This is a genomic window from Pseudomonas sp. MRSN 12121 (genome assembly GCF_000931465.1).
Taxonomy (GTDB): domain Bacteria; phylum Pseudomonadota; class Gammaproteobacteria; order Pseudomonadales; family Pseudomonadaceae; genus Aquipseudomonas.
This window is the reverse complement of the sequence record NZ_CP010892.1, coordinates 2,971,514-2,994,567: the sequence shown is the minus strand read 5'-3', so window position 1 is coordinate 2,994,567 and position 23,054 is coordinate 2,971,514. Positions and strand designations below refer to the sequence as shown.

The window sequence follows — 23,054 nt, the reverse complement described above, 5'->3', positions numbered from 1 at the left end:
TAGACTCAAGCCGTGGTCGCTGAGAGAACCGAACACGTCGCTTTGGTGCAGATGAATCCAGGGTGGCGTGGCAAGCTGCCTTTTATGCCCCGAAGAGGTGCGGCGAAGACCGCGCCGGGCCCGACAAGATGCCCGCTCAGGGTGCCTGGCCAACGGCCTGAAAAACCACGCTACCGTGACGTGGTGTGAATGCCGCAGCCGAACATTTTCGGACAACCGCCTGGTCGTCCGTGACCGTGAGGAATGCCGTATGCCTGATGAGATGTTGCACCTGCCCATGGTCAACAGCCTGCTGGAACGCCACAAAGGCTCCCCCGGCGCACTGTTGCCCATCCTCCATGAGATTCAGGAGGGCATCGGCTATATCCCCGATGCCGCCATCCCCGAGATCGCCCACGCGCTCAACCAGAGCCAGGCCGAGGTTCGCGGGGTGATCAGCTTCTACCATGACTTCCGTACCGCGCCGCCCGCGCGGCATATCCTGCGCCTGTGCCGGGCGGAATCCTGCCAGAGCCGCGGCGCCGAACAGCTCGCCGCGCAATTGCGCGAACGCCTGCAACTGGACGACCACGGCAGCAGCGCCGACGGCAGCATCAGCCTGCGCCCGGTGTACTGCCTGGGTGCCTGCGCCTGCTCTCCGGCCCTGGAGCTGGATGGCCAGTTGCATGCACGGCTCGACGCCAAGCGCCTGGATGCCCTGCTCGACGCCTGCCAGGAGGACGCATGATGCCGATCCTCTATCTGCCCGGCGATTCCCTGGCCCGTGCCGTGGGCGCCGATGAGGTGGCCGAGGCCCTCGCCACCCAGGCCCGGGAGCGCCAACTGCCGCTGGAACTGCAACGCACCAGCTCGCGCGGCCTGTACTGGCTGGAACCGCTGCTGGAAATCGATAGCCCGCAAGGCCGGCTCGGCTTCGGCCCGCTGACCGCCGCCGACCTTCCTTCCCTGCTTGATGCCCTGCAAGGCGAGCCTTCCAGCCATCCCCTGGCCCTGGGCCCGGTGGAGCAGCTGCCTTACCTGAAGACCCAGCAACGCCTGCTGTTTGCCCGCGCCGGCATCACCCGGCCGCTGTCCCTGGACGACTACCGCGCCCACGGCGGCTTCGAGGGCCTGGCCCGGGCCATCGCCCTGGGCGGCGAACAGACCGCCACCGCGGTATTCGATTCCGGCCTGCGCGGTCGCGGCGGCGCGGCCTTCCCGGCCGGCATCAAGTGGCGCACGGTGCGCGGCACCCAGGCGGTGCAGAAGTACGTCGTGTGCAACGCCGACGAAGGCGATTCCGGCACCTTCGCCGACCGCATGCTGATGGAAGGCGACCCCTTCCTGCTGATCGAAGGCATGGCCATCGCCGGCCTCACTGTCGGCGCCAACTACGGCTACATCTATGTTCGCTCGGAATACCCGCAGGCCGTGGCCGTGCTGCGCGAGGCCCTGGAGATCGCCCGCGGCGCCGGCTACCTGGGTGCCAATGTTTGTGGCAGCGGCCTGGCCTTCGACCTGGAAGTGCGCGTCGGTGCCGGGGCCTATATCTGCGGCGAGGAAACCGCCCTGCTGGACTCGCTGGAAGGCAAGCGCGGCGTGGTCCGGGCCAAGCCGCCCATTCCCGCCCTGCAAGGCCTGTTCGGCCTGCCGACCCTGGTGCACAACGTGCTGACCCTGGCCTCGGTGCCGCTGATCCTGGCCAAGGGCGCGCAGTTCTATCGCGACTACGGCATGGGCCGCTCCCTGGGCACCATGCCCTTCCAGCTGGCGGGCAATATCCGTCACGGCGGCCTGGTGGAACGGGCCTTCGGCCTGACCCTGCGGGAACTGGTGGAAGACTACGGCGGCGGTACTGCCAGCGGCCGGCCGTTGAAGGCCGCGCAGGTGGGCGGCCCGCTCGGCGCCTGGGTGCCGCCGGAGCAGTTCGATACCCCGCTGGATTACGAAGCCTTCGCCGCCATCGGCGCCATGCTCGGCCATGGCGGCGTAGTGGTGGCGGACGACAGCCTGGACATGGCGCGCATGGCGCGTTTCGCCCTGCAGTTCTGTGCCGAGGAATCCTGTGGCAAATGCACGCCCTGCCGCATCGGCTCGACTCGCGGCGTGGAGGTGATCGATCGCCTGCTGGCCGCGCCGGACCAGGGCGGCCGCGATCAACAGGCGATCATCCTCAAGGACCTGTGCGACACCCTGCAGTACGGTTCGCTGTGCGCCCTGGGCGGCATGACCGCCTACCCGGTGGCCAGCGCCCTCAAGTATTTCCCCGCCGACTTCGGTCTGCAGCCTTCGGAGGCCGACCAATGATTACTATCTTCGACCCGAAAGCCGATATCGTCCTGGGCGCTCTTGACCTTGGAACCCCGGCCCGCGACAGCCAGGTGCAGGTCACCCTGAACATCGACGGCCGCAGCATCAGCGTGCCCGAAGGCACCTCGGTGATGCGCGCCGCCGCGCTGCTGGGCACCAGCATTCCCAAACTCTGCGCCACCGACAGCCTGGAAGCCTTCGGCTCCTGTCGCATGTGCCTGGTGGAGATCGACGGCATGCGCGGCTACCCGGCGTCCTGCACCACCCCGGTGACCGAGGGCATGGTGGTCCACACCCAGACGCCGAAACTCGCCACCCTGCGGCGCAACGTCATGGAGCTGTACATCTCCGACCACCCACTGGACTGCCTGACCTGCTCGGCCAACGGCAACTGCGAGCTGCAGACCGTGGCCGGCCAGGTCGGCCTGCGGGAAGTGCGCTACGGCTATGAAGGCGAGAACCACCTGGCCGAGCGGAAAGACACCTCCAACCCCTACTTCGACTACGACCCGAGCAAGTGCATCGTCTGCAACCGCTGCGTACGCGCCTGCGAGGAAACCCAGGGCACCTTCGCCCTGACCATTACCGGGCGCGGCTTCGAGTCCCGGGTCGCGGCCGCCGGCGGCGAGGATTTCCTCGACTCGGAATGCGTGTCCTGCGGTGCCTGCGTGCAGGCCTGCCCGACCGCGACCCTGATGGAAAAGAGCGTGGTCGAACTGGGCCAGCCGGAACACGCCGTGATTACCACCTGCGCCTACTGCGGCGTCGGCTGCTCGTTCCGCGCCGAGATGAAGGGCGACCAGCTGGTGCGCATGGTCCCGGACAAGAACGGCCAGGCCAACCATGGCCACTCCTGCGTCAAGGGGCGTTTTGCCTGGGGCTATGCCACCCACCCGGATCGCATCACCAAGCCGATGATCCGCAAGCACATCAACGACCCGTGGCAGGAAGTCAGCTGGGACGAGGCGGTCACCTACGCCGCCAGTGAATTCCGCCGGTTGCAGCAGAAATACGGCCGCGACTCCATCGGCGGCATCACCTCCAGCCGCTGCACCAACGAAGAGACCTACCTGGTGCAGAAACTGGTGCGCGCGGCCTTCGGCAACAACAACGTCGATACCTGCGCCCGGGTCTGCCATTCGCCGACCGGCTATGGCCTCAAACAGACCCTGGGCGAATCGGCCGGCACCCAGAGCTTCGACTCGGTGATGCAGGCCGACGTGATCCTGGTGATGGGCGCCAACCCCAGCGACGCCCACCCGGTGTTCGCCTCCCAGCTCAAGCGCCGCCTGCGCGAGGGTGCGCGGCTGATCGTCATCGACCCGCGGCGCATCGACCTGGTGGACTCGGTGCATGCCCGCGCCGAACTGCACCTGGCCCTGCGCCCGGGCACCAACGTCGCCATGCTCAACGCCCTGGCCCATACGATCATCACCGAAGGCTTGCAGGACCAGGCCTTTATCGACGCCCGCTGCGAGGCCGGCGACTTCGCCCGCTGGCGCGAGTTTGTCAGCCGTGCAGAGAACGCACCGGAAGTGATTGGCCCGATTTGCGGCGTGCCCGCCGAAGACATCCGCGCCGCCGCCCGGCTGTATGCCACCGGCGGCAATGCGGCGATCTACTACGGCCTGGGCGTCACCGAGCACAGCCAGGGCAGCACCTCGGTCATGGGCATCGCCAACCTGGCGATGGCCACGGGCAACATCGGCCGCGAAGGCGTGGGCGTGAATCCGCTGCGCGGGCAGAACAACGTGCAGGGCTCCTGCGACATGGGCTCCTTCCCCCACGAGCTGCCCGGTTACCGGCACATTTCCAACGAAGGCGTCAGGGCGCAATTCGAGCAGGCCTGGAACGTCAGCCTGCAACCCGACCCGGGCCTGCGCATCCCCAACATGTTCGAGGCGGCCCTGGGCGGCAGCTTCAAGGGCCTGTACTGCCAGGGCGAGGACATCGCCCAGAGCGACCCCAATACCCAGCACGTCACCGCGGCCCTGTCGGCGATGGAGTGCGTGGTGGTGCAGGACATCTTCCTCAACGAAACCGCCAAGTTCGCCCATGTGTTCCTGCCGGGCAGCTCGTTCCTGGAAAAGGACGGCACCTTCACCAATGCCGAACGCCGCATCTCCCGGGTGCGCAAGGTCATGGAACCGCTGGGCGGCAAGGCCGACTGGGAAGGCACGGTGGCCCTGGCCAACGCCCTGGGTTACCCGATGAACTACCAGCATCCGTCGCAGATCATGGATGAAATCGCCCGCCTGACGCCGACCTTCACCCATGTCAGCTATGCAGCCCTGGACAGCCACGGCAGCCTGCAGTGGCCGTGCAACGCCGCGGCGCCGGACGGTACGCCGACCATGCACATCGAGGAATTCGTGCGCGGCAAGGGGCGCTTCATGCTCACCGGCTATGTGCCCACCGAGGAAAAGATCAACAACCGCTACCCGCTGCTGCTGACCACCGGACGCATCCTCAGCCAGTACAACGTCGGCGCCCAGACCCGGCGCACCGACAACGTCGCCTGGCATGACGAGGACCGCCTGGAAATCCACCCGACCGACGCCGAAAGCCGCGGCATCAACGAAGGCGACTGGGTCGGTATCGGCAGCCGCGCCGGGCAGACCGTACTGCGGGCGCGGGTCAGCGAACGGGTCGCCCCGGGCGTGGTGTACACCACCTTCCACTTCCCTGAGTCGGGGGCCAACGTGATCACCACCGACAACTCCGACTGGGCCACCAACTGTCCGGAGTACAAGGTGACGGCCGTGGAAGTCAGCCGCGTCTACCACCCTTCCGAGTGGCAGAAACGCTACCAGGCATTCAGCGACGAACAACAACGCCTGCTCGACCAGCGCCGCCAGGCACGCGCCGCGGGCAGCAAAGCGGAGGTACGCCGATGAGCACCGCCAACCTGATCAAAATGGCCAACCAGATCGCCCAGTACTTCGCCGGCGAACCGGACCAGCAACAAGCAGTGCTCAGCGTGCGCAACCATTTGCAGATGTTCTGGACGCCCGGCATGCGCAAGGAACTGCTGGCCTGGCAAACCGAGCACCAGGGGGCGGATTTGCACCCTCTGGCGCAGGCGGCGGTCAGCGGCGCAGGCTGGGAGGCTTAGCGCCGCATGCAACACCCTTGGCCTGTGCGCACAGGCCAAGGGCCGTTCCCGAGGCTCTGACCAGCCAAGGTCGAGCTGTCACTTTTGCCCGCGGGCGAGCGCTCGTTGCGCAGTTTTTAACAATCATTAGCAAAGCTCATAAAGTTCGCCGCCCGGGGCCTTGTTAGGGTGCCCGCCGATATTTCCTGCGGACTTTCCCTGTCATGACACCCCATACCATCCGACTCCCGTTACTGTTCTGCGCCTGCCTGTTGGCCAGCAGCGGCCAGGCCACTAGCCTGGTGATCAGCACCGATATCACCATGAGCATGGCCTTGAGCAGCACCGAAAGCAGCTCCAAGGCCACCAGTTCGTTCAAGGACGACAAACTGGTTCTCGCGGCCAAGAGCGACGCCGCCAGCTTTGTCGCCAGCGCGGGCGATATTCGCGGCGCCCAGTTGGAAGCGGCCTTGAGGTATATCCGCGAAGCGCTCGGGCACCCCCTTCATTCGGACCTGCAACTGGCTGCGGCCATCCTGACGCTATGACACACGCCATGACCCGGAAGCCACCGCCCCCGGGTCATCGGTCGATTATTGGGTCTTCTGGATCAGATTGAAGTCTCGCAGGGCCACATAGGGATCGTAGTACTCACGCACATGCTGGATCTGGCCGTTACTCATACGCAGGATGGCAATGAAGTTCTGGTGATAGGGCTTGCCACTGGCCCGGATAACGCCATCGCTGCTGTACTCGAACACATAGGTATTCTTGTCGGTAGTCTGCAGAATCGTCCAGCTACCGGGGGCGCTGTATTTCAGGCTGCCGAGCTGCTTGCTGAAATTGGTGAAGTAGTCGGTCATTTCCTGTCGCCCGCGATTGACACGCTTGAAACCACTGTTGGGAAAATCGGCAACGGGAGCATAAGCCAGCTCGAAGGTACTATCCGCGGTGTAGTATTTGGCCAACTGCTCCGGATGCTCGGACCAGCCATTGAGACTTCGCCAGTAGAAATCCGCCACCTGTGCCGCGGTGTAGCCCTCGGTCAGGTAATACAACCCGTCCTTACTCTTGATTTCGCCCTGCACTTTCGCACTCGCGATGCTGGCGAACAGCATGCTCGCCAGCACAACGAACCACCATCCACGAATCTTCTTCATCATTGTTTCTCCATTAGGTTTGATCGTGGGCCTGGCCCACTAGGTTGCCCGACAGGCGGGTGCGACTCTCCCGGCGCTTGGCTGCCAGGGAAGAATTCGGGTTTATAGAGCGTGAGCCACGGCCGTGGCCGGCACTCAGTGCGGCATACGCAGCACGGCTTTGATGGTGCTGCCCGACTCGAGGTCGGAAACCGCCAGGTTGATATCGCGTAAATCGTAGAAGCGCATCATCTTGTCCACCGGGAAGCGGCCTTGCTGGAACAACGCCACCAGCCTGGGCAGGAACACCGATGGCGCGGCATCGCCCATGATGCTGCCACGCACGCTACGACCACGGATCAGATGCATGATGTCCAACGGTAACGGTGTTCCAGGCGCGACCACTCCCGTCAGCAGCGCCTGCCCACCCTCCTCCAGCACCTTGACGGCATCGGCCATCACCGCCACGTGACCGGCGCACTCCAGTACACAGGGCACTCCCCGGCCTGCCGTCAGCGTCATGATCCGTTGCACCGGATCATCCTCGTTGGCGTCAATCAGGTGGCTGGCGCCGACTTCCTCGGCCAGGGCCAGGCGAGACGGGTGCCGGTCCACGACGATGATCGGGTAGCAACCGATCGCCCGTGCGGCCATAACCGCACTCAGGCCCACCGCCCCCATGCCGAACACCACCAGCGCGGTGCCGGGTGCGGGCTTCAGAGTGTTCATCACTGCTCCGGCGCCCGTCATGATGCCGCAGCCAAAGGGGCCGAGAAATTCCAGCGGCACATCCTCCGCGACCTTGATCACACTGCTGGCGGAGACTACGGCATGACTGGCAAAGGAAGACTGGCCGAAAAAGTGGCTATGCACCGGTTGCCCGTCGTCATCCAGCGCCACCGTGCCGTCAGCCCGCGAGGCCTTCCAGTTGTAGTCGAAATGCTGGTCGCAATAGGTCGGCAGCCCACTGGCGCAATGACTGCACTGGCCACAGGAGCCGAGGGAGAGGATGACCTTGTCACCGACCCGCAAATGACCGACGTTGTCGCCCACCTGCGTGATCACTCCTGCGCCTTCATGGCCCAGGACTACCGGCATGGTGACCTCGATCTGCCGGTCGCGGACCGCAAGATCGGTATGGCAGATGCCAGTGGCGATGATTTTTACCAGGACTTCGCCGCTGCGCGGAGTACCCAGTCGCAGGTGGCGCAGATCGAATAGAGGGCCTTGACCCTCGGTCACGGCAGCAAGAATTTTCATGGGAGCGTCTCTCAGCAAACACATCGACAAATGCAACAGTCAGGTCGCTCCAGCCCTACTTGGCGGGGCACCGACGGTCAGTGAGGAGCAGACTAACCAGCGGGCCCCACGCGGGCTTTGCAGCGTTTGCTGTTGTGTTGATGTTTCTTGCTGACTTCGCCCTCAGGGCCGGCGCAGCTCGCTCGGCGCAAGACCGACAATGCGCCGGAAGGTGCGGGAGAACTGGCTGGCACCGGCAAACCCGGTATCCAGGGCAATCTGCAACAGGCTGCGATCGCTGGTGCTGATCAGCGCCTTGGCCCGCTCGATCCGGCAGTGCAGCAGGTACTGATACGGCGACATCCCGTAAGAACGTCGAAACACCCGAGAAAAATGATAGGGGCTCAAGTTGACGACGTTCGACATGTCCGCCAGGCGTACATCACTGGCCAGCGCCGAGCGAATGTAGTCGTCCAGGCGCTGGCGCTGTTGCACCCCCAGCATTCCGTCGCTGGCCGGCAGGTTGTCGGGCAACTGTTGCAACTTGCAGACCTCGTACATCAACAGCATGACCAGGGACTCCAGATACAGCGTCTCGGTGCCGGCTGCACGCGTGACTCGGTACAGGCGCTCCAACAGCCCTCGCAGGAACACATCATGGCAACTGATCAGCGGGTTGAGGTTCTGCTGGGGTTGGTAGGCCGGAGAAATCTCGCTTAGTTGCTCGTCATCGATGGATACCAGGACATAACCTATCCGGGCCCGCTCGCCCGTCCAGCCCTCGAACACTACCCCTGCGGGCACGAAATCGATGACCTGGTCGAGCATCCGGGCCCCTGCCATGCGCTGGCCATCGATGCTGACCTCACCATCACTGACAGCGCCTTGATGGTAGAGCACAAATTGATGCTGGCTGCGACGCATCTCGAACCGATGCGGCTGCTCAGCCACCCGCACACACTCGATCACACCCCAGGGCGGCAGGGGCCGGTGAATCATCTGGGTAATGCCCTGCGGGCTATAACTCAAGCCTTCAGGTTCGGTGTCCAGCGACTCGCGCAGGAACTCCAGCGTATCGGCATCGGATGCGGCAGACATGACGGGCTTCGGCGATGGTGGGCGGCTAATTTAACCTGTGCCGAATGCGTTCTTCAAATGAGCGTGCTCGACCCGCGGTAGTGCGCTACCGTACTCCCCCTGACGCACCGGCCAAGGGCTTTGTCGTGGTCGAGCATCCACTTGCCGATGTACCGCCTTGCCGGTCCGTCCATGCCGGGAGTCCCCCATGATTCAAACCCGACAGATCATCGCATCGCTGCTGGCCACAGCCTTCATCAGCGGTTGCTCCTCCGTTCCGCCCAGCGATCCCGACACAGGGCAACGCCCCCTGCTCGTCGCCCATCGCGGCGGCGCCGCGGACTTTCCGGAAAACACCCTGCTGGCCATCGACAATGCCCTGGCTAATGGCGTCGACATGCTCTGGCTGACGGTGCAACTGAGCCGCGACGGCGTGCCCGTGCTCTATCGACCGGCCGACCTGAACGCCAATACCGCGGAGTCCGGCACGGTCAGCGAGAAAACCCTGGCGCAGTTGCAGAAGCTCAATGCCGGCTGGAACTTCAAGCAGACCGCGGCCGATGGCCAAGTGACCTATCCCTATCGCAGCCAGGCGGTGAACATCCCGTCGCTGGAGCAGGCCCTGGCGGCGATCCCCGAGACGGTACCGGTGATTCTCGACATGAAAGCCTTGCCCGCCGCGCCCCAGGCCAAGGCGGTGGCCCAGTTGCTGGAGCGCCTGCACGCCTGGCGACGGGTGCTGATCTACTCCACCGATGCCAGCTACCAGCAGGCATTCGCCGCCTATCCGCAGGCGCGGCTGTTCGAGTCCCGGGACGCGACCCGGGATCGCCTGGCCAATGTCGCCCTGGCCCATAGCTGCACCCTGCCGCCAGCGCCCGGCAGTTGGGCGGCCTTCGAATATCGGCGCGCGGTGCAACTGGTCGAGACCTTTACCCTGGGCGAGGCCCGCTCGAAGGCGAACGCCCTGCTCTGGACACCCGCCGCGGTCGACTGTTTCCAGTCCCGGGGCAAGGTGGCCTTGCTGGCGATAGGGGTCAATACGGCCGAGGATTACCGCGCAGCCGCCTGCCTGAACATGGAGGCGGTGCTGGTGGATTCGCCCCGCGCCATGGGGGCTGTGAAACGGCAGCTCGAATGGCCGCCGCGCTGTGATTGATGCCCCCGCGGGGCATCGGTCGGTCGATCAGACCTGCTTGTAGCCGCGCACTTCGTCGACACCGCGGTTGGCCAACTGGTCGGCCCGCTCGTTGCCGTGGTGCCCGGTATGGCCGCGCACCCACTTCCAGGTGACCTGGTGACGATTGACCTGCTCGTCGAGCTGTTGCCACAGGTCGGCATTCTTCACCGGCTCCTTGGCGGCGGTCTTCCAGCCACGCTTTTTCCAGTTGGCCATCCACTCGTTGATGCCCTTCATCACGTACTGCGAGTCGGTGACCAGGATCACCTGGCACTCGCGCTTGAGCTCCTCCAGGCCACGGATCGCCGCCATCAGCTCCATGCGGTTGTTGGTGGTGTTGGCCTCGCCGCCCCAGAGTTCCTTCTCCACGCCCTTGAACACCAGCAACGCGCCCCAGCCCCCCGGGCCAGGATTGCCCTTGCAGGCGCCGTCGGTGAAGATTTCTACGCTATCGCTCATGCCAGACTTCCAATCGAAAATACCTGTGGCTCGCCGATCGTCGATCGGCAACGCCAAGGCCGGGCTGACTGGGCCCGGCCGAATTAAAGAGGAGGTTCGCTGTGCCGGCGGTTGACCTTGGCCATCGGCAACGGCACCAGCTTGCCCATCGGCTCGCGGCGTACCTGGCGCACCGGGCGCAGGCCCACCACTATCTTGCGCGCCACCAGCAGGTAGAAGCCGCCGCCGGACAGTTGCCAATCGCCGGCCTTGCGCTCCCAGCCGGCCAGCCGGGCCTGCCAGGCTGGCGAAGCAAGCGGCGGACGATAGCACCCGAAGCGGCGTTTCTCCAGCGCGAAGCCCAGCAGGTTCAGCCAGTCGGCGACCCGCGACGGCGAAATGCAGCGCGCCTGGCGCAGGGCGTCATGGGCGAACACATGGCGCAGGCCCCAACTGCTCCAGGGATTGATCCCGATGATCAACAGGTGCCCGCCCGGCCGCACGGCGCTGGCGGCCTCGCGCAGCAGGCCATGGGGCGACAGGCAGAAATCCAGGCCGTGCTGCAGCACCACCACATCGGCGGCATGCTCGGTAAGCGGCCAGGCCTGTTCCTCGCAGACGATCTCGACGCCGGGCAACGGCGCGCCCAGGCGCACGTTGCGCTGCACCTGGGGCGCGGCGGGCGGGGTCTGCGCCGACGGGCCGTAATGCACCAGGTAACCGCCGAAGAAACGCCCCAGCTCGTCGTCGAGCATGCGCCGCTCTTCATCCAGCAGAAATTGCCCCAATGGCCCGGACAGCCACTCACGGGCCGAGCTGATCAGGGCCAGCCAGTCAGGATCGGCCTGAGCGAACGCTTTATCGGTCATTGCATTCTCCAACCCGCCAAGAAGTTCTAAGATGCGCCAATGTTTTCCGCTTGGCGACTCCAACGATGATACAGATCAGTGCCCTGCCCGCGTTCACCGATAACTACATCTGGTTGTTACAGGATCATCGCCAGCAACGCTGCGCGGTGGTCGACCCGGGCGACGCCGCCCCGGTGCAGGACTGGCTGACGCGGCACCCGGGCTGGGCCCTGAGCGATATCCTGGTGACCCATCACCACCACGACCACGTCGGCGGTGTCGAACAGCTGAAAGCAGCCAGCGGCGCCACGGTCTGGGGCCCGGCCAACGAGAACATCCCGGGGCGCGACGTGGCCCTGAACGACAACGACCGGGCCAGCATTCTCGGTTGGGACTTCGACATCTACGCGGTACCCGGGCATACCCTGGGGCATATTGCCTATTACCATCACGGCCTGCTGTTTTGCGGCGACACCCTGTTCGCCGGTGGCTGCGGACGCCTGTTCGAGGGCACCCCGGAACAGATGCACCATTCGCTGAGCCGCCTGGCGGCCCTGCCCGAAGGCACCCTGGTGTACTGCACCCACGAATACACCCTGAGCAACCTGCGTTTTGCCCAGGCCGTGGAGCCGGACAACCCGGACATCGCCGAGCGCCTGCAAAAAGTCAGCGAACTGCGGGAAACCGGCCGCATGACCCTGCCCTCCACCCTGGCCCTGGAAAAACTCACCAACCCGTTCCTGCGCACCGGCGAAACATCCGTTAAACAAAAAGCGGACGAACGGAGCGGCCTCGATAACCGGGCTCAGAGTGCGGTTTTTGCGGCGTTGCGGGCTTGGAAAGATAAGTTCTAAGCAGGTGGCGGGCTGATACGAAAATTCTGAATGGTTGACCGCACCGGGTGCGCTTTCTAGAATCGCCCGACATTTTTGCCCGGAACTTACTTCCAGCCAATGTCGTCATCTATTCGTAAATCCATCAATTCAGACGCATTGACGCGGTTGGCCCAAGCCATCGCGGTGGCTGTGTCCGCCACCCTGGCGGGCTGTCAAAGCACGAGCCACGTCCCGCAAACCGACGCTTCGCACACCCAGAATTTCAACGCCCGCATCAAGCAGAAACCCATCTGGCTGAGTGACAAACCCAGCCCGCAGGCCCCCCAGGACGTCTGGGCGCGGATGCGCGACGGTTTCCAGCTGCAGGACGGCATCGGCGTCAACCCGCGCATCGAACAACAGCGCCTGTGGTTCGCCAGCAACCCCTCCTTTCTCGAGAACGCCAGCGAACGCGGCAGCCTCTACATTCATTACATCGTCGAGCGTCTTGAAGAACGCAACATGCCGCTGGAGCTGGCCCTGCTGCCAGTGATCGAGAGCGCCTACAACCCGATGGCCTATTCCCGGGCCGACGCGGTAGGCCTCTGGCAGTTCATCCCGTCCACCGGTCGTTCCTTCAACCTGCGCCAGACCCGCTTCTACGATGGCCGTCGCGATATCACCGCGTCGACCACCGCGGCCATGGATTACCTGACCCGCCTGCACGACATGTTCAACGGCGACTGGCTGCTGGCCCTGGCGGCCTACAACGCCGGCGAAGGCACGGTGAGCCGGGCCATCGAGCGCAACGAGAAGCTGGGCCTGCCCACCGACTACTGGAACCTGCCGCTACCGGCGGAAACCCAGGCCTATGTGCCCAAGCTGCTGGCCCTGTCCCAGGTAGTACTGGCGCCCGAAGCCTATGGCGTGAACCTGAACCCGATCGCCAACGAACCTTACTTCCAGGTCGTCGAGATCAACCAGCGCATGGACCTGTCCAAGGTCGCCGCGGTGGCGAACATCGACGAGGACGAGCTGTTCCAGCTCAATCCGGCCTTCAAGCAGCGCACCACCATCGACGGTCCCCAGCACCTGCTGGTGCCGACGTCCAAGGCGCAGTTGTTGAGCGCCAGCCTGTCGACCATGAAACCCGAGGAACTGATCAGCCAGCGTTCGTTCAAGCCGGTGTTCGAGGGTGCCGACAGTCGCGAAATGGCCCAGGCCAAGCGCAACTACCGGGTCAAGCGTGGCGACAACCTCGCGCAGATCGCCAAGGCCAACAAGGTCGAGGTCAAGGACCTGCAACGCTGGAACAAGCTGAGCGGCAACCGGCTCAAGGTCGGCCAGACCCTGGTCATGCAGGACACCAGCAAGGCGCGGACCAGCGCCAAGGCGTCCGGCAAGAAGACCCTGGTGGCCAAGGCCGACAAGAAGTCGACCCAGTACAAGGTCAAGCAAGGCGACTCGCTGTACATGGTGGCCAAGCGCTTCAACGTCGAGATGCAGCACCTCAAGCGCTGGAACCCCCGCGCCGGCCAGGCCCTCAAGCCAGGCCAGATGCTGACCGTCTACCTGCCTCATTGATCGCCAGGCCATTCATCGCCGCGCCTGGCGGGGCTGCGCCCCGATCGCAGCCTCGCCTGCGGCTCGGCAGCGGCTACGGGATTCCCGTCGATACCTGTAGCCGCTGTCGAGCGCCAGCGAGGCTGCGAACGACCGCATAGCGGGCGCCAGGCCAGGCACCGCCGAACACCCATCACACCGCCTTGCGGGGCTGCGCCCCGATCGCAGCCTCGCCTGCGGCTCGGCAGCGGCTACAGGATTCCCGTCGGCAGCGGACGGCCTTTTTCCTGTCGATACAAGCTGTTACTGTACGGAGCACAAAAAGCCCAAGCCGTCTGGATCGGATCTCTGACTTGATGCGTCCCCTCCTCCTGTCCCTCATCAGTCTGGCCTTGAGCTTTCCCGCAAGCGCAACGATCACTGAAAGTCATGGTTACGCGCAGTTCGGCACGCTCAAGTACCCCGCCAAGTTCACCCATTACGACTGGGTCAACCCCGCCGCGCCCAAAGGCGGCACCTTGCGGGTGATGGCGTTCGGCACCTTCGACACCCTCAATCCCTACACCTTCAAGGGCACCAGCCCGGTCGCCACGCCGAACTTCCTGCAATACGGGGTCAACGAGCTGAACGAGCCGCTGATGGTCGGCACCGGCCAGTACGCGCCGTCCGGCGACGAGCCGACCTCCAGCTACGGCCTGATCGCCCGTTCCGTCGAATACAGCGAAGACCGCAGCTGGGTGGTGTTCAACCTGCGCCCCGAGGCGCGTTTCCACGACGGCCAGCCGATCACCGCCCGCGATGTGGCGTTCTCCTACCGGCTGCTGCTCAAGGAAGGCCATCCGCAATACCGCACCAACCTGCAGGAAGTGCAGCGGGTGGACATCCTCGGCCCGCGGCGCATCCGTTTCGTGTTCAAGCGCTCCGGCAACCCGCTGCTGATCCTGCGCCTGGGCGAGCTGCCGGTGCTGCCGCAGCATTACTGGAAGGACCGCGACTTCAAGGCCACCACCTTCGAGCCGCCGCTGGGCAGCGGCCCCTACCGCATCACCCGGGTGCAGCCGGGACGCTCGCTGGTATTCGAGCGGGTCAAGGACTATTGGGGCAAGGACCTGCCGGTCAATCGCGGCTTCAACAATTTCAACAAGGTCGCGGTGGAGTTCTACCGCGACAGCGACGTGGCCTTCGAAGCCTTCAAGGCCGGCGAGTTCGACATTTATATCGAGCACCAGGCGAAGAACTGGGCCAACGGCTACAACTTTCCGGCGGTCAACCGCGGCGACATCATCAAGGCGCAGGTCGCGCACCAGATTCCCACCCAGACCCAGGGCCTGTTCATGAACGGCCGCCGGGCCACCTTCGCCGACCGCAAGGTGCGCGAGGCCCTGGGCCTGATGTTCGACTTCGAGTGGACCAACCGCGCCCTGTTCAGCGGCGCCTACAAGCGCGCGACGAGCTACTACCCGAACAGCGAGTTCTCCGCCACGGGCCTGCCGGTGGGCCATGAATGGCTGCTGCTTTCGCCCTACCGCGAGCAATTGCCCGCCGAACTCTTCACCCAGCCCTTCAGCCTGCCGCAGACCGACGGCCGCGGCATCCCGCGCGCGACCCTGCGCCGTGCCCTGGGCCTGCTGGCCGAAGCCGGCTGGAAGCTCAACGGCCAGCGCCTGGTCAACGCCGCCGGGCAACCGCTGCGCTTCGAGGTGCTGCTGGTCAACCCGAACCTGGAGCGAATCCTCCAGCCCTACGTCGAGAACCTGGCCAGCATCGGCATCGACGCGCGCCTGCGTACCGTGGACCGGGCGCAGTACAAGCAGCGCCTGGACCAGTTCGACTTCGACATGATCCTCATGATCCTCAACCAGACCCTGAGCCCGGGCCTGGAACAGTGGCAGTACTTCCACTCCAGCCAGGTCGGGGTCAAGGGCAGCAAGAACTACGCGGGCATCGCCAACCCCATCGTCGATCACCTGCTGGAACAACTGCTCGCCGCGCAAAGCCGCGACGAACAACTGGCCGCCGGTCGGGCCCTGGATCGAGTGCTGCTGTGGCAGCACTACATCATCCCCAACTGGTACCTCAACTATCATCGTCTGGCGTACCGCAACCGGTTCGCCTTCGTCACCACGCCGCCCTACCAGCTGGGCCTGAGCGCCTGGTGGCTGAAGTCTCTGGAGAAAGCCCAATGATGCCCCTGCTCCTGCGGGCCGGCGCCGTGCTGCTGACGGGCGTCGCCTGCCTCGCCCAGGCTGCCCCGCAACACGCCCTGACCCTGTACAACGAACCGCCGAAGTACCCGGCGAACTTCCAGCACTTCGACTACGTCAACCCGGACGCGCCCAAGGGCGGCACCTTCCGCGAGGCCGGCTTCGGCGGCTTCGACAGCCTCAACCCGTTCATCAACAAAGGCGTGCCGGCGGACAACATCGGCCTGATCTACGACACCCTGATGCGCCAGAGCCTGGACGAACCCTTCACCGAGTACGGCCTGGTCGCCGGCAAGATCGAGAAGGCCCCGGACAACAGCTGGGTGCGCTTCTACCTGCGCCCCGAGGCGCGCTTCCACGATGGCCACCCGATCCATGCCGAAGATGTGGTGTTCAGCTTCCAGACCCTGATGAAGGCCGGCGCGCCGATGTACCGTGGCTACTACGCCGACGTCGACGAGGTGATCGCCGAAGACCCGCTCAAGGTGCTGTTCAAGTTCAAGCACACCAACAATCGCGAGCTGCCGCTGATTCTCGGCCAGTTGCCGGTGCTGCCCAAGCACTGGTGGGAACACCGCGACTTCGCCAAGGGCAACCTGGAAATGCCCCTCGGCAGCGGCCCGTACAAGGTGGCCGAAGTGAAGGCCGGGCGCTCGGTGCGCTACGAGCGGGTCAAGGACTACTGGGCCCGGGACCTGCCGATCAACCGCGGCCAGTTCAACTTCGACGTCATGACCACCGACTACTTCCGCGACAACACCGTGGCCCTGGAAGCGCTCAAGGCCGGGCAGTTCGACTACTGGCTGGAAATCAGCGCGAAGAACTGGGCCAACGCCTACAACGTCCCGGCCGTGGCCGAAGGCCGGCTGATCAAGGAACAGATCCCCAACGGCAACCCCACCGGCATGCAGGGCTTCGTCTACAACCTGCGCCGGCCGCTGTTCCAGGACGTGCGGGTGCGCAAGGCCCTGAGCCTGCTGCTGGACTTCGAGTGGACCAACAAGCAGCTGTTCAACGGCGCCTACACCCGCACCCGCAGCTACTTCGAGAACTCGGAAATGGCCGCCACCGGGCTGCCGGGCGCCGACGAGCTGGCGATCCTCGAACCGCTGCGCGGCAAGATCCCCGACCCGGTGTTCACCGAGGCCTTCCAGCCGTCGATGTGCGACGGCAGCGGGATGATCCGCTCGCAGCAGCGCCAGGCCTATCAATTGCTGCAGGAAGCCGGCTGGCGCATCGTCGACGACAAGATGGTCGACGCCCAGGGCAAGCCGGTGGTGATCGAGTTCCTGCTGGCCCAGACCGAATTCGAGCGCGTGCTGCTGCCGTTCAAGCGCAACCTCGCGGACCTGGGCATCGACCTGGTGATCCGCCGGGTCGACGTGTCGCAGTACATCAACCGCCTGCGCTCGCGGGACTTCGACATGGTGGTCGGCAGCTTCCCGCAATCCAATTCACCGGGTAACGAACAGCGCGAATACTGGAAGTCCTCCAGCGCCGACAATCCCGGCAGCCGCAACTTCATCGGCCTCAAGGACCCGACCATCGACGCCCTGGTGGAAGACCTGATCAACGCCGACTCGCGCCACAGCCTGGTGACCCATGCCCGCGCCCTGGACCGGGTGCTGCAATGGGGCTACTACGTGATTCCCAACTGGCACATCAAGACCTGGCGCGTGGCCTACTGGGACCACCTGGGGCACCCGAAGGTCTCGCCCAAGTACGACATCGGCACCCAGACCTGGTGGATCAAGCCCGACGCCACGCCGGCCGTGACCCCGGACACCCACTCGCAGGCCGCCCCCGACGGCGTGGAGCAATAAGATGCTGGCCTATATTCTGCGGCGCCTGCTGCTGATCATCCCCACCCTGTTCGGCATCCTACTGATCAACTTCGTGATCATCCAGGCCGCGCCCGGCGGCCCGGTGGAACAGATGATCGCCAAGCTCGAAGGCTTCGAGGGCGCCACCAGCCGGATCGCCGGCGGCGGCGCCGAGGTCTCGGTGGCCGGTTCCAGCTACCGCGGCGCCCAGGGCCTGGACCCGGCCCTGGTCAAGGAAATCGAGAAGATGTACGGCTTCGACAAGTCGGCGCCGGAACGCCTGTGGATCATGATCAAGAACTACGCCACCCTGGATTTCGGCGACAGCTTCTTCCGCGATGCCAAGGTGGTCGACCTGATCCGCGAGAAACTCCCGGTGTCGATCTCCCTGGGCCTGTGGAGCACCCTGATCATGTACCTGGTGTCGATCCCCCTGGGGATCGCCAAGGCCACCCGCCACGGCAGCCACTTCGACGTCTGGACCAGCTCGGCGATCATCGTCGGCTACGCGATCCCGGCGTTCCTGTTCGCCATCCTGCTGATCGTGATGTTCGCCGGCGGCAGTTATTTCGACTGGTTCCCGTTGCGCGGCCTGACCTCGAACAACTTCGACCAGTTGAGCTGGGGCGGCAAGATCCTCGACTACTTCTGGCACCTGGCCCTGCCGGTGACCGCGCTGGTGATCGGCAACTTCGCCACCATGACCCTGCTGACCAAGAACAGCTTCCTCGACGAGATCAACAAGCAGTACGTGATCACCGCCAAGGCCAAGGGCCTGACCCGCCGGCGCGTGCTCTACGGCCACGTGTTCCGCAATGCCATGCTGCTGGTGATCGCCGGCTTTCCCGCGGCCTTCATCGGCATCTTCTTCACCGGCTCCCTGCTGGTGGAGGTGATCTTCTCCCTCGACGGCCTGGGCCTGATGAGCTTCGAGGCGGCGATCAACCGCGATTACCCGGTGGTGTTCGGCACCCTGTTCATCTTCACCCTGCTGGGGCTGGTGGTGAAACTGATCGGCGACCTGACCTACACCCTGGTCGACCCACGCATCGACTTCGAAAGCCGGGAGCATTGAGATGAACCTGTCCCCCCTCAATCGCCGGCGCTACGAGCTGTTCAAGGCCAACAAGCGCGGCTGGTGGTCGCTGTGGCTGTTCCTGCTGCTGTTCGGCGCCAGCCTGGGCGCCGAGCTGATCGCCAACGACAAGCCGCTGGTGGTGCACTACGACGACGGCTGGTACTTCCCGGCGCTCAAGCGCTACCCGGAAACCACCTTCGGCGGCGAATTCCCCCTCGAAGCCAACTACAAGAGCCCGTACATCCGCGAGCTGCTGGCGGCCAAGGACGCCTGGGTGCTGTGGGCGCCGATCCGCTTCAGCTACCAGAGCATCAACTACGACCTGAAAGTGCCGGCCCCGGCGCCACCCTCGGCGGACAACCTGTTGGGCACCGACGACCAGGGCCGCGACGTGCTGGCGCGGGTCATCTACGGCTTCCGGGTGTCGGTGCTGTTCGCCCTGACCCTGACCGTGCTCAGCTCGATCATCGGCGTCATCGCCGGGGCCCTGCAGGGCTTCTACGGCGGCTGGGTCGACCTGGCCGGGCAGCGCTTCCTGGAAATCTGGTCCGGGCTGCCGGTGCTCTACCTGCTGATCATCCTCGCCAGCTTCGTGCAGCCGAACTTCTGGTGGCTGCTGGGAATCATGCTGCTGTTCTCCTGGATGAGCCTGGTGGACGTGGTGCGCGCCGAGTTCCTGCGCGGGCGCAACCTGGAATACGTGCGCGCCGCCCGCGCCCTGGGCATGCAGAACGGCGCGATCATGTTCCGCCACATCCTGCCCAACGCCATGGTCTCGACCATGACCTTCATGCCGTTCATCCTCACCGGCGCCATCGGCACCCTGACCGCCCTCGACTTCCTCGGGTTCGGCCTGCCACCCGGCGCGCCGTCCCTGGGCGAACTGGTGGCCCAAGGCAAATCCAACCTGCAGGCGCCCTGGCTGGGCATCAGCGCGTTCGCCGTGCTGGCGATCATGCTGAGCCTGCTGGTGTTCATCGGCGAGTCCGCTCGCGATGCCTTCGACCCGAGGAAATGAGATGAATCAGGACAATCTGATCGAAGTCCGCGACCTCGCCGTCGAGTTCGTCGTCGGCGAACAGCAGCAGCGCGTGGTCGAGGGCATCAGCTTCGACATCAAGCGCGGCGAAACCCTGGCCCTGGTCGGCGAAAGCGGTTCCGGCAAGTCGGTGACCGCGCATTCGATCCTGCGCCTGCTGCCCTACCCGCTGGCGCGCCATCCGTCCGGGACCATCCGGTACGCCGGCCAGGATCTGCTGACCCAGAAAGAGAAAACCATCCGGCATATCCGCGGCAACCGGATCGCGATGATTTTCCAGGAGCCCATGACCTCGCTCAATCCGTTGCACAGCATCGAAAAGCAGATCAACGAAGTGCTGGGCCTGCACAAGGGCCTGACCGGCAAGGTGGCCACCCGGCGCACCCTGGAGCTGCTGGAACTGGTGGGCATCCCCGAGCCGCACAAGCGCCTCAAGGCCCTGCCCCACGAGCTGTCCGGCGGCCAGCGGCAACGGGTGATGATCGCCATGGCCCTGGCCAACGAGCCGGAGCTGCTGATCGCCGACGAGCCGACCACGGCGCTGGACGTCACCGTACAACTGAAGATCCTCGAGCTGCTCAAGGAGCTGCAGGCGCGCCTGGGGATGGCCCTGCTGCTGATCAGCCACGACCTCAACCTGGTCCGGCGCATCGCCCACCGCGTCTGCGTGATGCAGCGCGGGCGCATCGTCGAGCAGGCGCCTTGCGAGGAACTGTTCCGCGCGCCGCAACATCCCTACACCCGCGAACTGCTGGCGGCCGAGCCCAGCGGCGGCCCGGCGGGCAACGCCATCGGCCGGCCGCTGTTGCAGGTCGAGGACCTGAAGGTCTGGTTCCCGATCAAGAAAGGCCTGCTGCGCCACACCGTCGACCATGTGAAGGCGGTGGACGGCATCAACTTCAGCCTGCCCCAGGGCCAGACCCTGGGCATCGTCGGCGAAAGCGGCTCGGGCAAGTCGACCCTGGGCCTGGCGATCCTGCGACTGATCGGTAGCCAGGGCGCCATCCGCTTCGAAGACCAGCAGCTGGACAGGCTCACGCAAAAGCAGGTGCGGCCGTTGCGCCGGGAAATGCAGGTGGTGTTCCAGGATCCGTTCGGCAGCCTCAGCCCGCGCATGTGTGTGAGCCAGATCGTCGGCGAAGGGCTGCGCATCCACCAGATCGGCAGCCCGGCCGAGCAGGAGCAGGCAATCATCGAGGCGCTCAAGGAAGTGGGACTGGACCCGGAGACCCGGCACCGCTACCCCCACGAATTTTCCGGCGGCCAGCGCCAGCGCATCGCCATCGCCCGCGCCCTGGTGCTCAAGCCGGCGCTGATCCTGCTGGACGAGCCGACCTCGGCGCTGGACCGCACCGTGCAACGCCAGGTGGTGGAACTGCTGCGCCGGCTGCAAGCCAAGTACAACCTGACCTACCTGTTCATCAGCCACGACCTGGCGGTGGTCAAGGCGCTGAGCCACCAGTTGATGGTGGTCAAGCACGGCCAGGTGGTGGAACAGGGCGACGCGCAGCAGATCTTCGCCGCCCCGCAACATCCCTACACCCGGCAACTGCTGGAAGCGGCCTTCCTGGCGCCGGCCGGCCAGTAGGCACCGTCCGGGCCTGGTTCGAAGGTGCCGTGATCCGGTCTAGGCGACGCAGATCCCCGGCACCGCGACCTTCTGGAACAGGTGCGGGGAAGCCACCGCGGAGGACGGATAGGCCGCGAGGCTGGCCCTGAACTCGGGATGGCTGAACGCCGCCCGGAAATGCGCGTTGGACTCCCAGACGGCGTAGTTGAGGTAGGTCGGGCTGTCGCCGATGGCGCGATGCAGTTGGGTGGAGATGAACCCCGGCTGCTGCCGCATGAAGCCGGCATCGGCTTGCCAGGCCTGGAGAAAGACCGGTTCATCGGCCGGGTCCAGGGTAAAGACATTGACCAGGACCACCGACGAGGCGTCGAGGGCAATCTGGCGTTCGATCGGAAAAGCGGGGTCCAGGGGACGAATCAAAGACATGGCGTACTCCAGGTGTGAGAAATAAAACGCCACCACATTGCTATATTGACACCATGATGTCAACTTGGCTTAAAGCATCAATTTATCCGGATATCGACCTTATGCACCCACCTGAACCCACCTCGGCCGGAGCCGCCCTGACCGACTTCATCCTGGGCATGTTCCGCGCCAGCAATCAGACGCTGGCCTGGGGCGACCGGATCGTCGCGCCCCTGGGGCTGACCAGCGCCCGCTGGCAGATCCTCGGCGCAATCGTCGCGGCGCAGCGGCCGCAGCCGGTGGCCTGGCTGGCCCGCGACCTGGAAGCCAACCGCCAGAACGTGCAGCGCATCGTCAACGACCTGGCCAGGGAAGGCCTGGTGACCTTCGAGCCCAACCCGCATCACCGGCGCGCGCAACTGGTGACCCTGACCGACAAGGGCACGACCGCCTTCAACCAGGCCATCGGCCTGTATACCCCGCTGGTCAACGAGCTGTCGGCCGGGCTTGAGGAGGAAGAGATCCGTACCGCCCTACGGGTTGTCACCGAGCTGCGCAAACGCCTCGCCGGGCCGCCGGACGCCGAGGAATAACCCTCCCCGCGTGCCTCAGGGCTGGCCGGCCCGGGCCAGCAGGCCTTCGACATCCACGGGCTGGTCCGGGGCGAACTCGATCTGGCCGATGCTGAAGCTGAGGCTGTAGGCGCGCTGCGAGGTGCTGGTGCGCTCGGCGAGAATCTCCTGCAGGCGCGCGATGATCGCCAGCTTTTCGACCCGCTCCGAGCCACTCAGCAGCACCGCGAAACGCGAGTACTCCAGGTGTCCGACCACATCGCTTTCGCGAAAGGCGATGCGCAAGCCATCGGCGAAGGTTTTCAGCGCCGCCTCGCCTTCGTCCCGGCCGTAGGCGCCGCTGATGCGGTGCAGGTCGTCAAGGTCGAACAGCAACAGGGTCGCCGGGCAATGCAGGTCCCGGCAGGCGCGCAGCGCATCGCCCGCCAGTACCGCGAACCCATGGCGATTGGGCAACAGCGTCAGCCGGTCGAGGTTGGCCACCTGCACCGCGGCCAGTTCCTGCTCGGCCCGGCGGTTCTGCTCGCGCAACCGTTGCCGGGACGGCTCGTCCGTCTCGGCAGCAGGCACCTGGGCCGGTGCCTGGGCAATCTTGTCTGGGGAAAACATCGCACACTCCATTGCGGGTATTTCCGTTAGAGCGGCCGTCGGCGCCTTGACTCCCGACAATCGCCCTCCCTG

Annotated in this window: 21 protein-coding genes; 14 read left to right on the top strand and 7 right to left on the bottom strand. The window is 65.1% G+C overall.

What is annotated here, in order from left to right:
• The first annotated feature begins 250 nt into the window (after positions 1–250).
• The 5 genes from TO66_RS13765 to TO66_RS13745 all read left to right on the top strand — a co-directional run bounded on the left by TO66_RS13765 (position 251) and on the right by TO66_RS13745 (position 5,931).
• Positions 251–727 carry a formate dehydrogenase subunit gamma gene (locus TO66_RS13765; RefSeq protein ID WP_044462837.1) on the top strand — a complete coding sequence of 159 codons (477 nt, stop codon included), beginning with the start codon at positions 251–253 and terminating at the stop codon, positions 725–727.
• Positions 724–2,286 carry an NADH-quinone oxidoreductase subunit NuoF gene (locus TO66_RS13760; RefSeq protein WP_177330401.1) on the top strand — a complete coding sequence of 521 codons (1,563 nt, stop codon included), beginning with the start codon at positions 724–726 and terminating at the stop codon, positions 2,284–2,286. The genes TO66_RS13765 and TO66_RS13760 overlap by 4 nt, the downstream gene beginning before the upstream one ends.
• The gene (fdhF, locus tag TO66_RS13755; protein WP_044462836.1) at positions 2,283–5,186 is read left to right on the top strand and encodes a formate dehydrogenase subunit alpha; all 2,904 of its coding nucleotides are present in this window, start codon (positions 2,283–2,285) and stop codon (positions 5,184–5,186) included. Before TO66_RS13760 ends, fdhF begins: the two co-directional genes overlap by 4 nt.
• A complete protein-coding gene (locus TO66_RS13750; RefSeq protein ID WP_044462835.1) occupies positions 5,183–5,404 on the top strand; it encodes a formate dehydrogenase subunit delta in 222 nt (73 codons plus the stop codon). The genes fdhF and TO66_RS13750 overlap by 4 nt, the downstream gene beginning before the upstream one ends.
• A gap of 203 nt (positions 5,405–5,607) precedes the next feature.
• Positions 5,608–5,931, top strand: coding sequence for a DUF2388 domain-containing protein (locus TO66_RS13745; RefSeq protein WP_044462834.1), 324 nt, complete (start codon positions 5,608–5,610; stop codon positions 5,929–5,931).
• A 45-nt stretch (positions 5,932–5,976) separates the two neighbouring features.
• Here TO66_RS13745 and TO66_RS13740 read toward each other — a convergent pair whose 3' ends face one another.
• From TO66_RS13740 to TO66_RS13730, 3 genes are all read right to left on the bottom strand, one after another.
• Entirely contained in the window at positions 5,977–6,546 is a 570-nt protein-coding gene (locus TO66_RS13740; RefSeq protein ID WP_156162069.1) for a nuclear transport factor 2 family protein, read from the bottom strand.
• 132 nt (positions 6,547–6,678) lie between these two features.
• On the bottom strand, positions 6,679–7,782 hold the full coding sequence (locus TO66_RS13735; RefSeq protein WP_044462832.1) for an NAD(P)-dependent alcohol dehydrogenase: 1,104 nt from the start codon (positions 7,780–7,782) through the stop codon (positions 6,679–6,681).
• 162 nt (positions 7,783–7,944) lie between these two features.
• Positions 7,945–8,859, bottom strand: coding sequence for an AraC family transcriptional regulator (locus TO66_RS13730; protein WP_044462831.1), 915 nt, complete (start codon positions 8,857–8,859; stop codon positions 7,945–7,947).
• A 187-nt stretch (positions 8,860–9,046) separates the two neighbouring features.
• On the opposite strand from TO66_RS13730, the gene TO66_RS13725 reads away from it, so the two are divergent.
• Positions 9,047–9,997: a glycerophosphodiester phosphodiesterase family protein gene (locus TO66_RS13725; protein WP_044462830.1), complete on the top strand. Its 951-nt coding sequence runs from the start codon at positions 9,047–9,049 to the stop codon at positions 9,995–9,997.
• A 27-nt stretch (positions 9,998–10,024) separates the two neighbouring features.
• On the opposite strand, the gene rnhA is transcribed toward TO66_RS13725, so the two are convergent.
• Both rnhA and TO66_RS13715 read right to left on the bottom strand, forming a co-directional pair.
• Positions 10,025–10,477 (bottom strand): ribonuclease HI, encoded by a 453-nt coding sequence (gene rnhA / locus TO66_RS13720; RefSeq protein ID WP_044462829.1) that lies wholly within the window; start codon positions 10,475–10,477, stop codon positions 10,025–10,027.
• An 83-nt stretch (positions 10,478–10,560) separates the two neighbouring features.
• A complete protein-coding gene (locus TO66_RS13715; RefSeq protein ID WP_044462828.1) occupies positions 10,561–11,325 on the bottom strand; it encodes a class I SAM-dependent methyltransferase in 765 nt (254 codons plus the stop codon).
• Between the two features lie 65 nt (positions 11,326–11,390).
• On the opposite strand from TO66_RS13715, the gene gloB reads away from it, so the two are divergent.
• The 7 genes from gloB (at position 11,391) to TO66_RS13680 (ending at position 21,414) form a co-directional block, all read left to right on the top strand.
• Positions 11,391–12,158 (top strand): hydroxyacylglutathione hydrolase, encoded by a 768-nt coding sequence (gene gloB / locus TO66_RS13710; protein ID WP_044462827.1) that lies wholly within the window; start codon positions 11,391–11,393, stop codon positions 12,156–12,158.
• Positions 12,159–12,257: 99 nt separating this feature from the next.
• Positions 12,258–13,703, top strand: a complete 1,446-nt coding sequence (locus TO66_RS13705; RefSeq protein ID WP_044462826.1) for a transglycosylase SLT domain-containing protein — start codon at positions 12,258–12,260, stop codon at positions 13,701–13,703.
• Between the two features lie 335 nt (positions 13,704–14,038).
• Complete coding sequence (locus TO66_RS13700; RefSeq protein ID WP_044462825.1) at positions 14,039–15,868, top strand: extracellular solute-binding protein; 1,830 nt, start codon at positions 14,039–14,041, stop codon at positions 15,866–15,868.
• The gene (locus TO66_RS13695) at positions 15,865–17,709 is read left to right on the top strand and encodes an extracellular solute-binding protein (protein ID WP_044462824.1); all 1,845 of its coding nucleotides are present in this window, start codon (positions 15,865–15,867) and stop codon (positions 17,707–17,709) included. The genes TO66_RS13700 and TO66_RS13695 overlap by 4 nt, the downstream gene beginning before the upstream one ends.
• Position 17,710: 1 nt before the next feature.
• Complete coding sequence (locus TO66_RS13690; RefSeq protein WP_044462823.1) at positions 17,711–18,784, top strand: microcin C ABC transporter permease YejB; 1,074 nt, start codon at positions 17,711–17,713, stop codon at positions 18,782–18,784.
• A gap of 1 nt (position 18,785) precedes the next feature.
• Entirely contained in the window at positions 18,786–19,805 is a 1,020-nt protein-coding gene (locus tag TO66_RS13685; protein WP_044462822.1) for an ABC transporter permease, read from the top strand.
• A gap of 1 nt (position 19,806) precedes the next feature.
• Positions 19,807–21,414 carry an ABC transporter ATP-binding protein gene (locus tag TO66_RS13680; RefSeq protein WP_044462821.1) on the top strand — a complete coding sequence of 536 codons (1,608 nt, stop codon included), beginning with the start codon at positions 19,807–19,809 and terminating at the stop codon, positions 21,412–21,414.
• 39 nt (positions 21,415–21,453) lie between these two features.
• On the opposite strand, the gene TO66_RS13675 is transcribed toward TO66_RS13680, so the two are convergent.
• The gene (locus TO66_RS13675; protein ID WP_044462820.1) at positions 21,454–21,822 is read right to left on the bottom strand and encodes an antibiotic biosynthesis monooxygenase; all 369 of its coding nucleotides are present in this window, start codon (positions 21,820–21,822) and stop codon (positions 21,454–21,456) included.
• Between the two features lie 101 nt (positions 21,823–21,923).
• On the opposite strand from TO66_RS13675, the gene TO66_RS13670 reads away from it, so the two are divergent.
• A complete protein-coding gene (locus TO66_RS13670) occupies positions 21,924–22,394 on the top strand; it encodes a MarR family winged helix-turn-helix transcriptional regulator (RefSeq protein WP_044462819.1) in 471 nt (156 codons plus the stop codon).
• Positions 22,395–22,409: 15 nt separating this feature from the next.
• Here the strand turns inward: TO66_RS13670 and TO66_RS13665 are convergent, their stop codons facing one another.
• Positions 22,410–22,982 carry a GGDEF domain-containing protein gene (locus TO66_RS13665; protein WP_044462818.1) on the bottom strand — a complete coding sequence of 191 codons (573 nt, stop codon included), beginning with the start codon at positions 22,980–22,982 and terminating at the stop codon, positions 22,410–22,412.
• Positions 22,983–23,054: the final 72 nt, after the last annotated feature.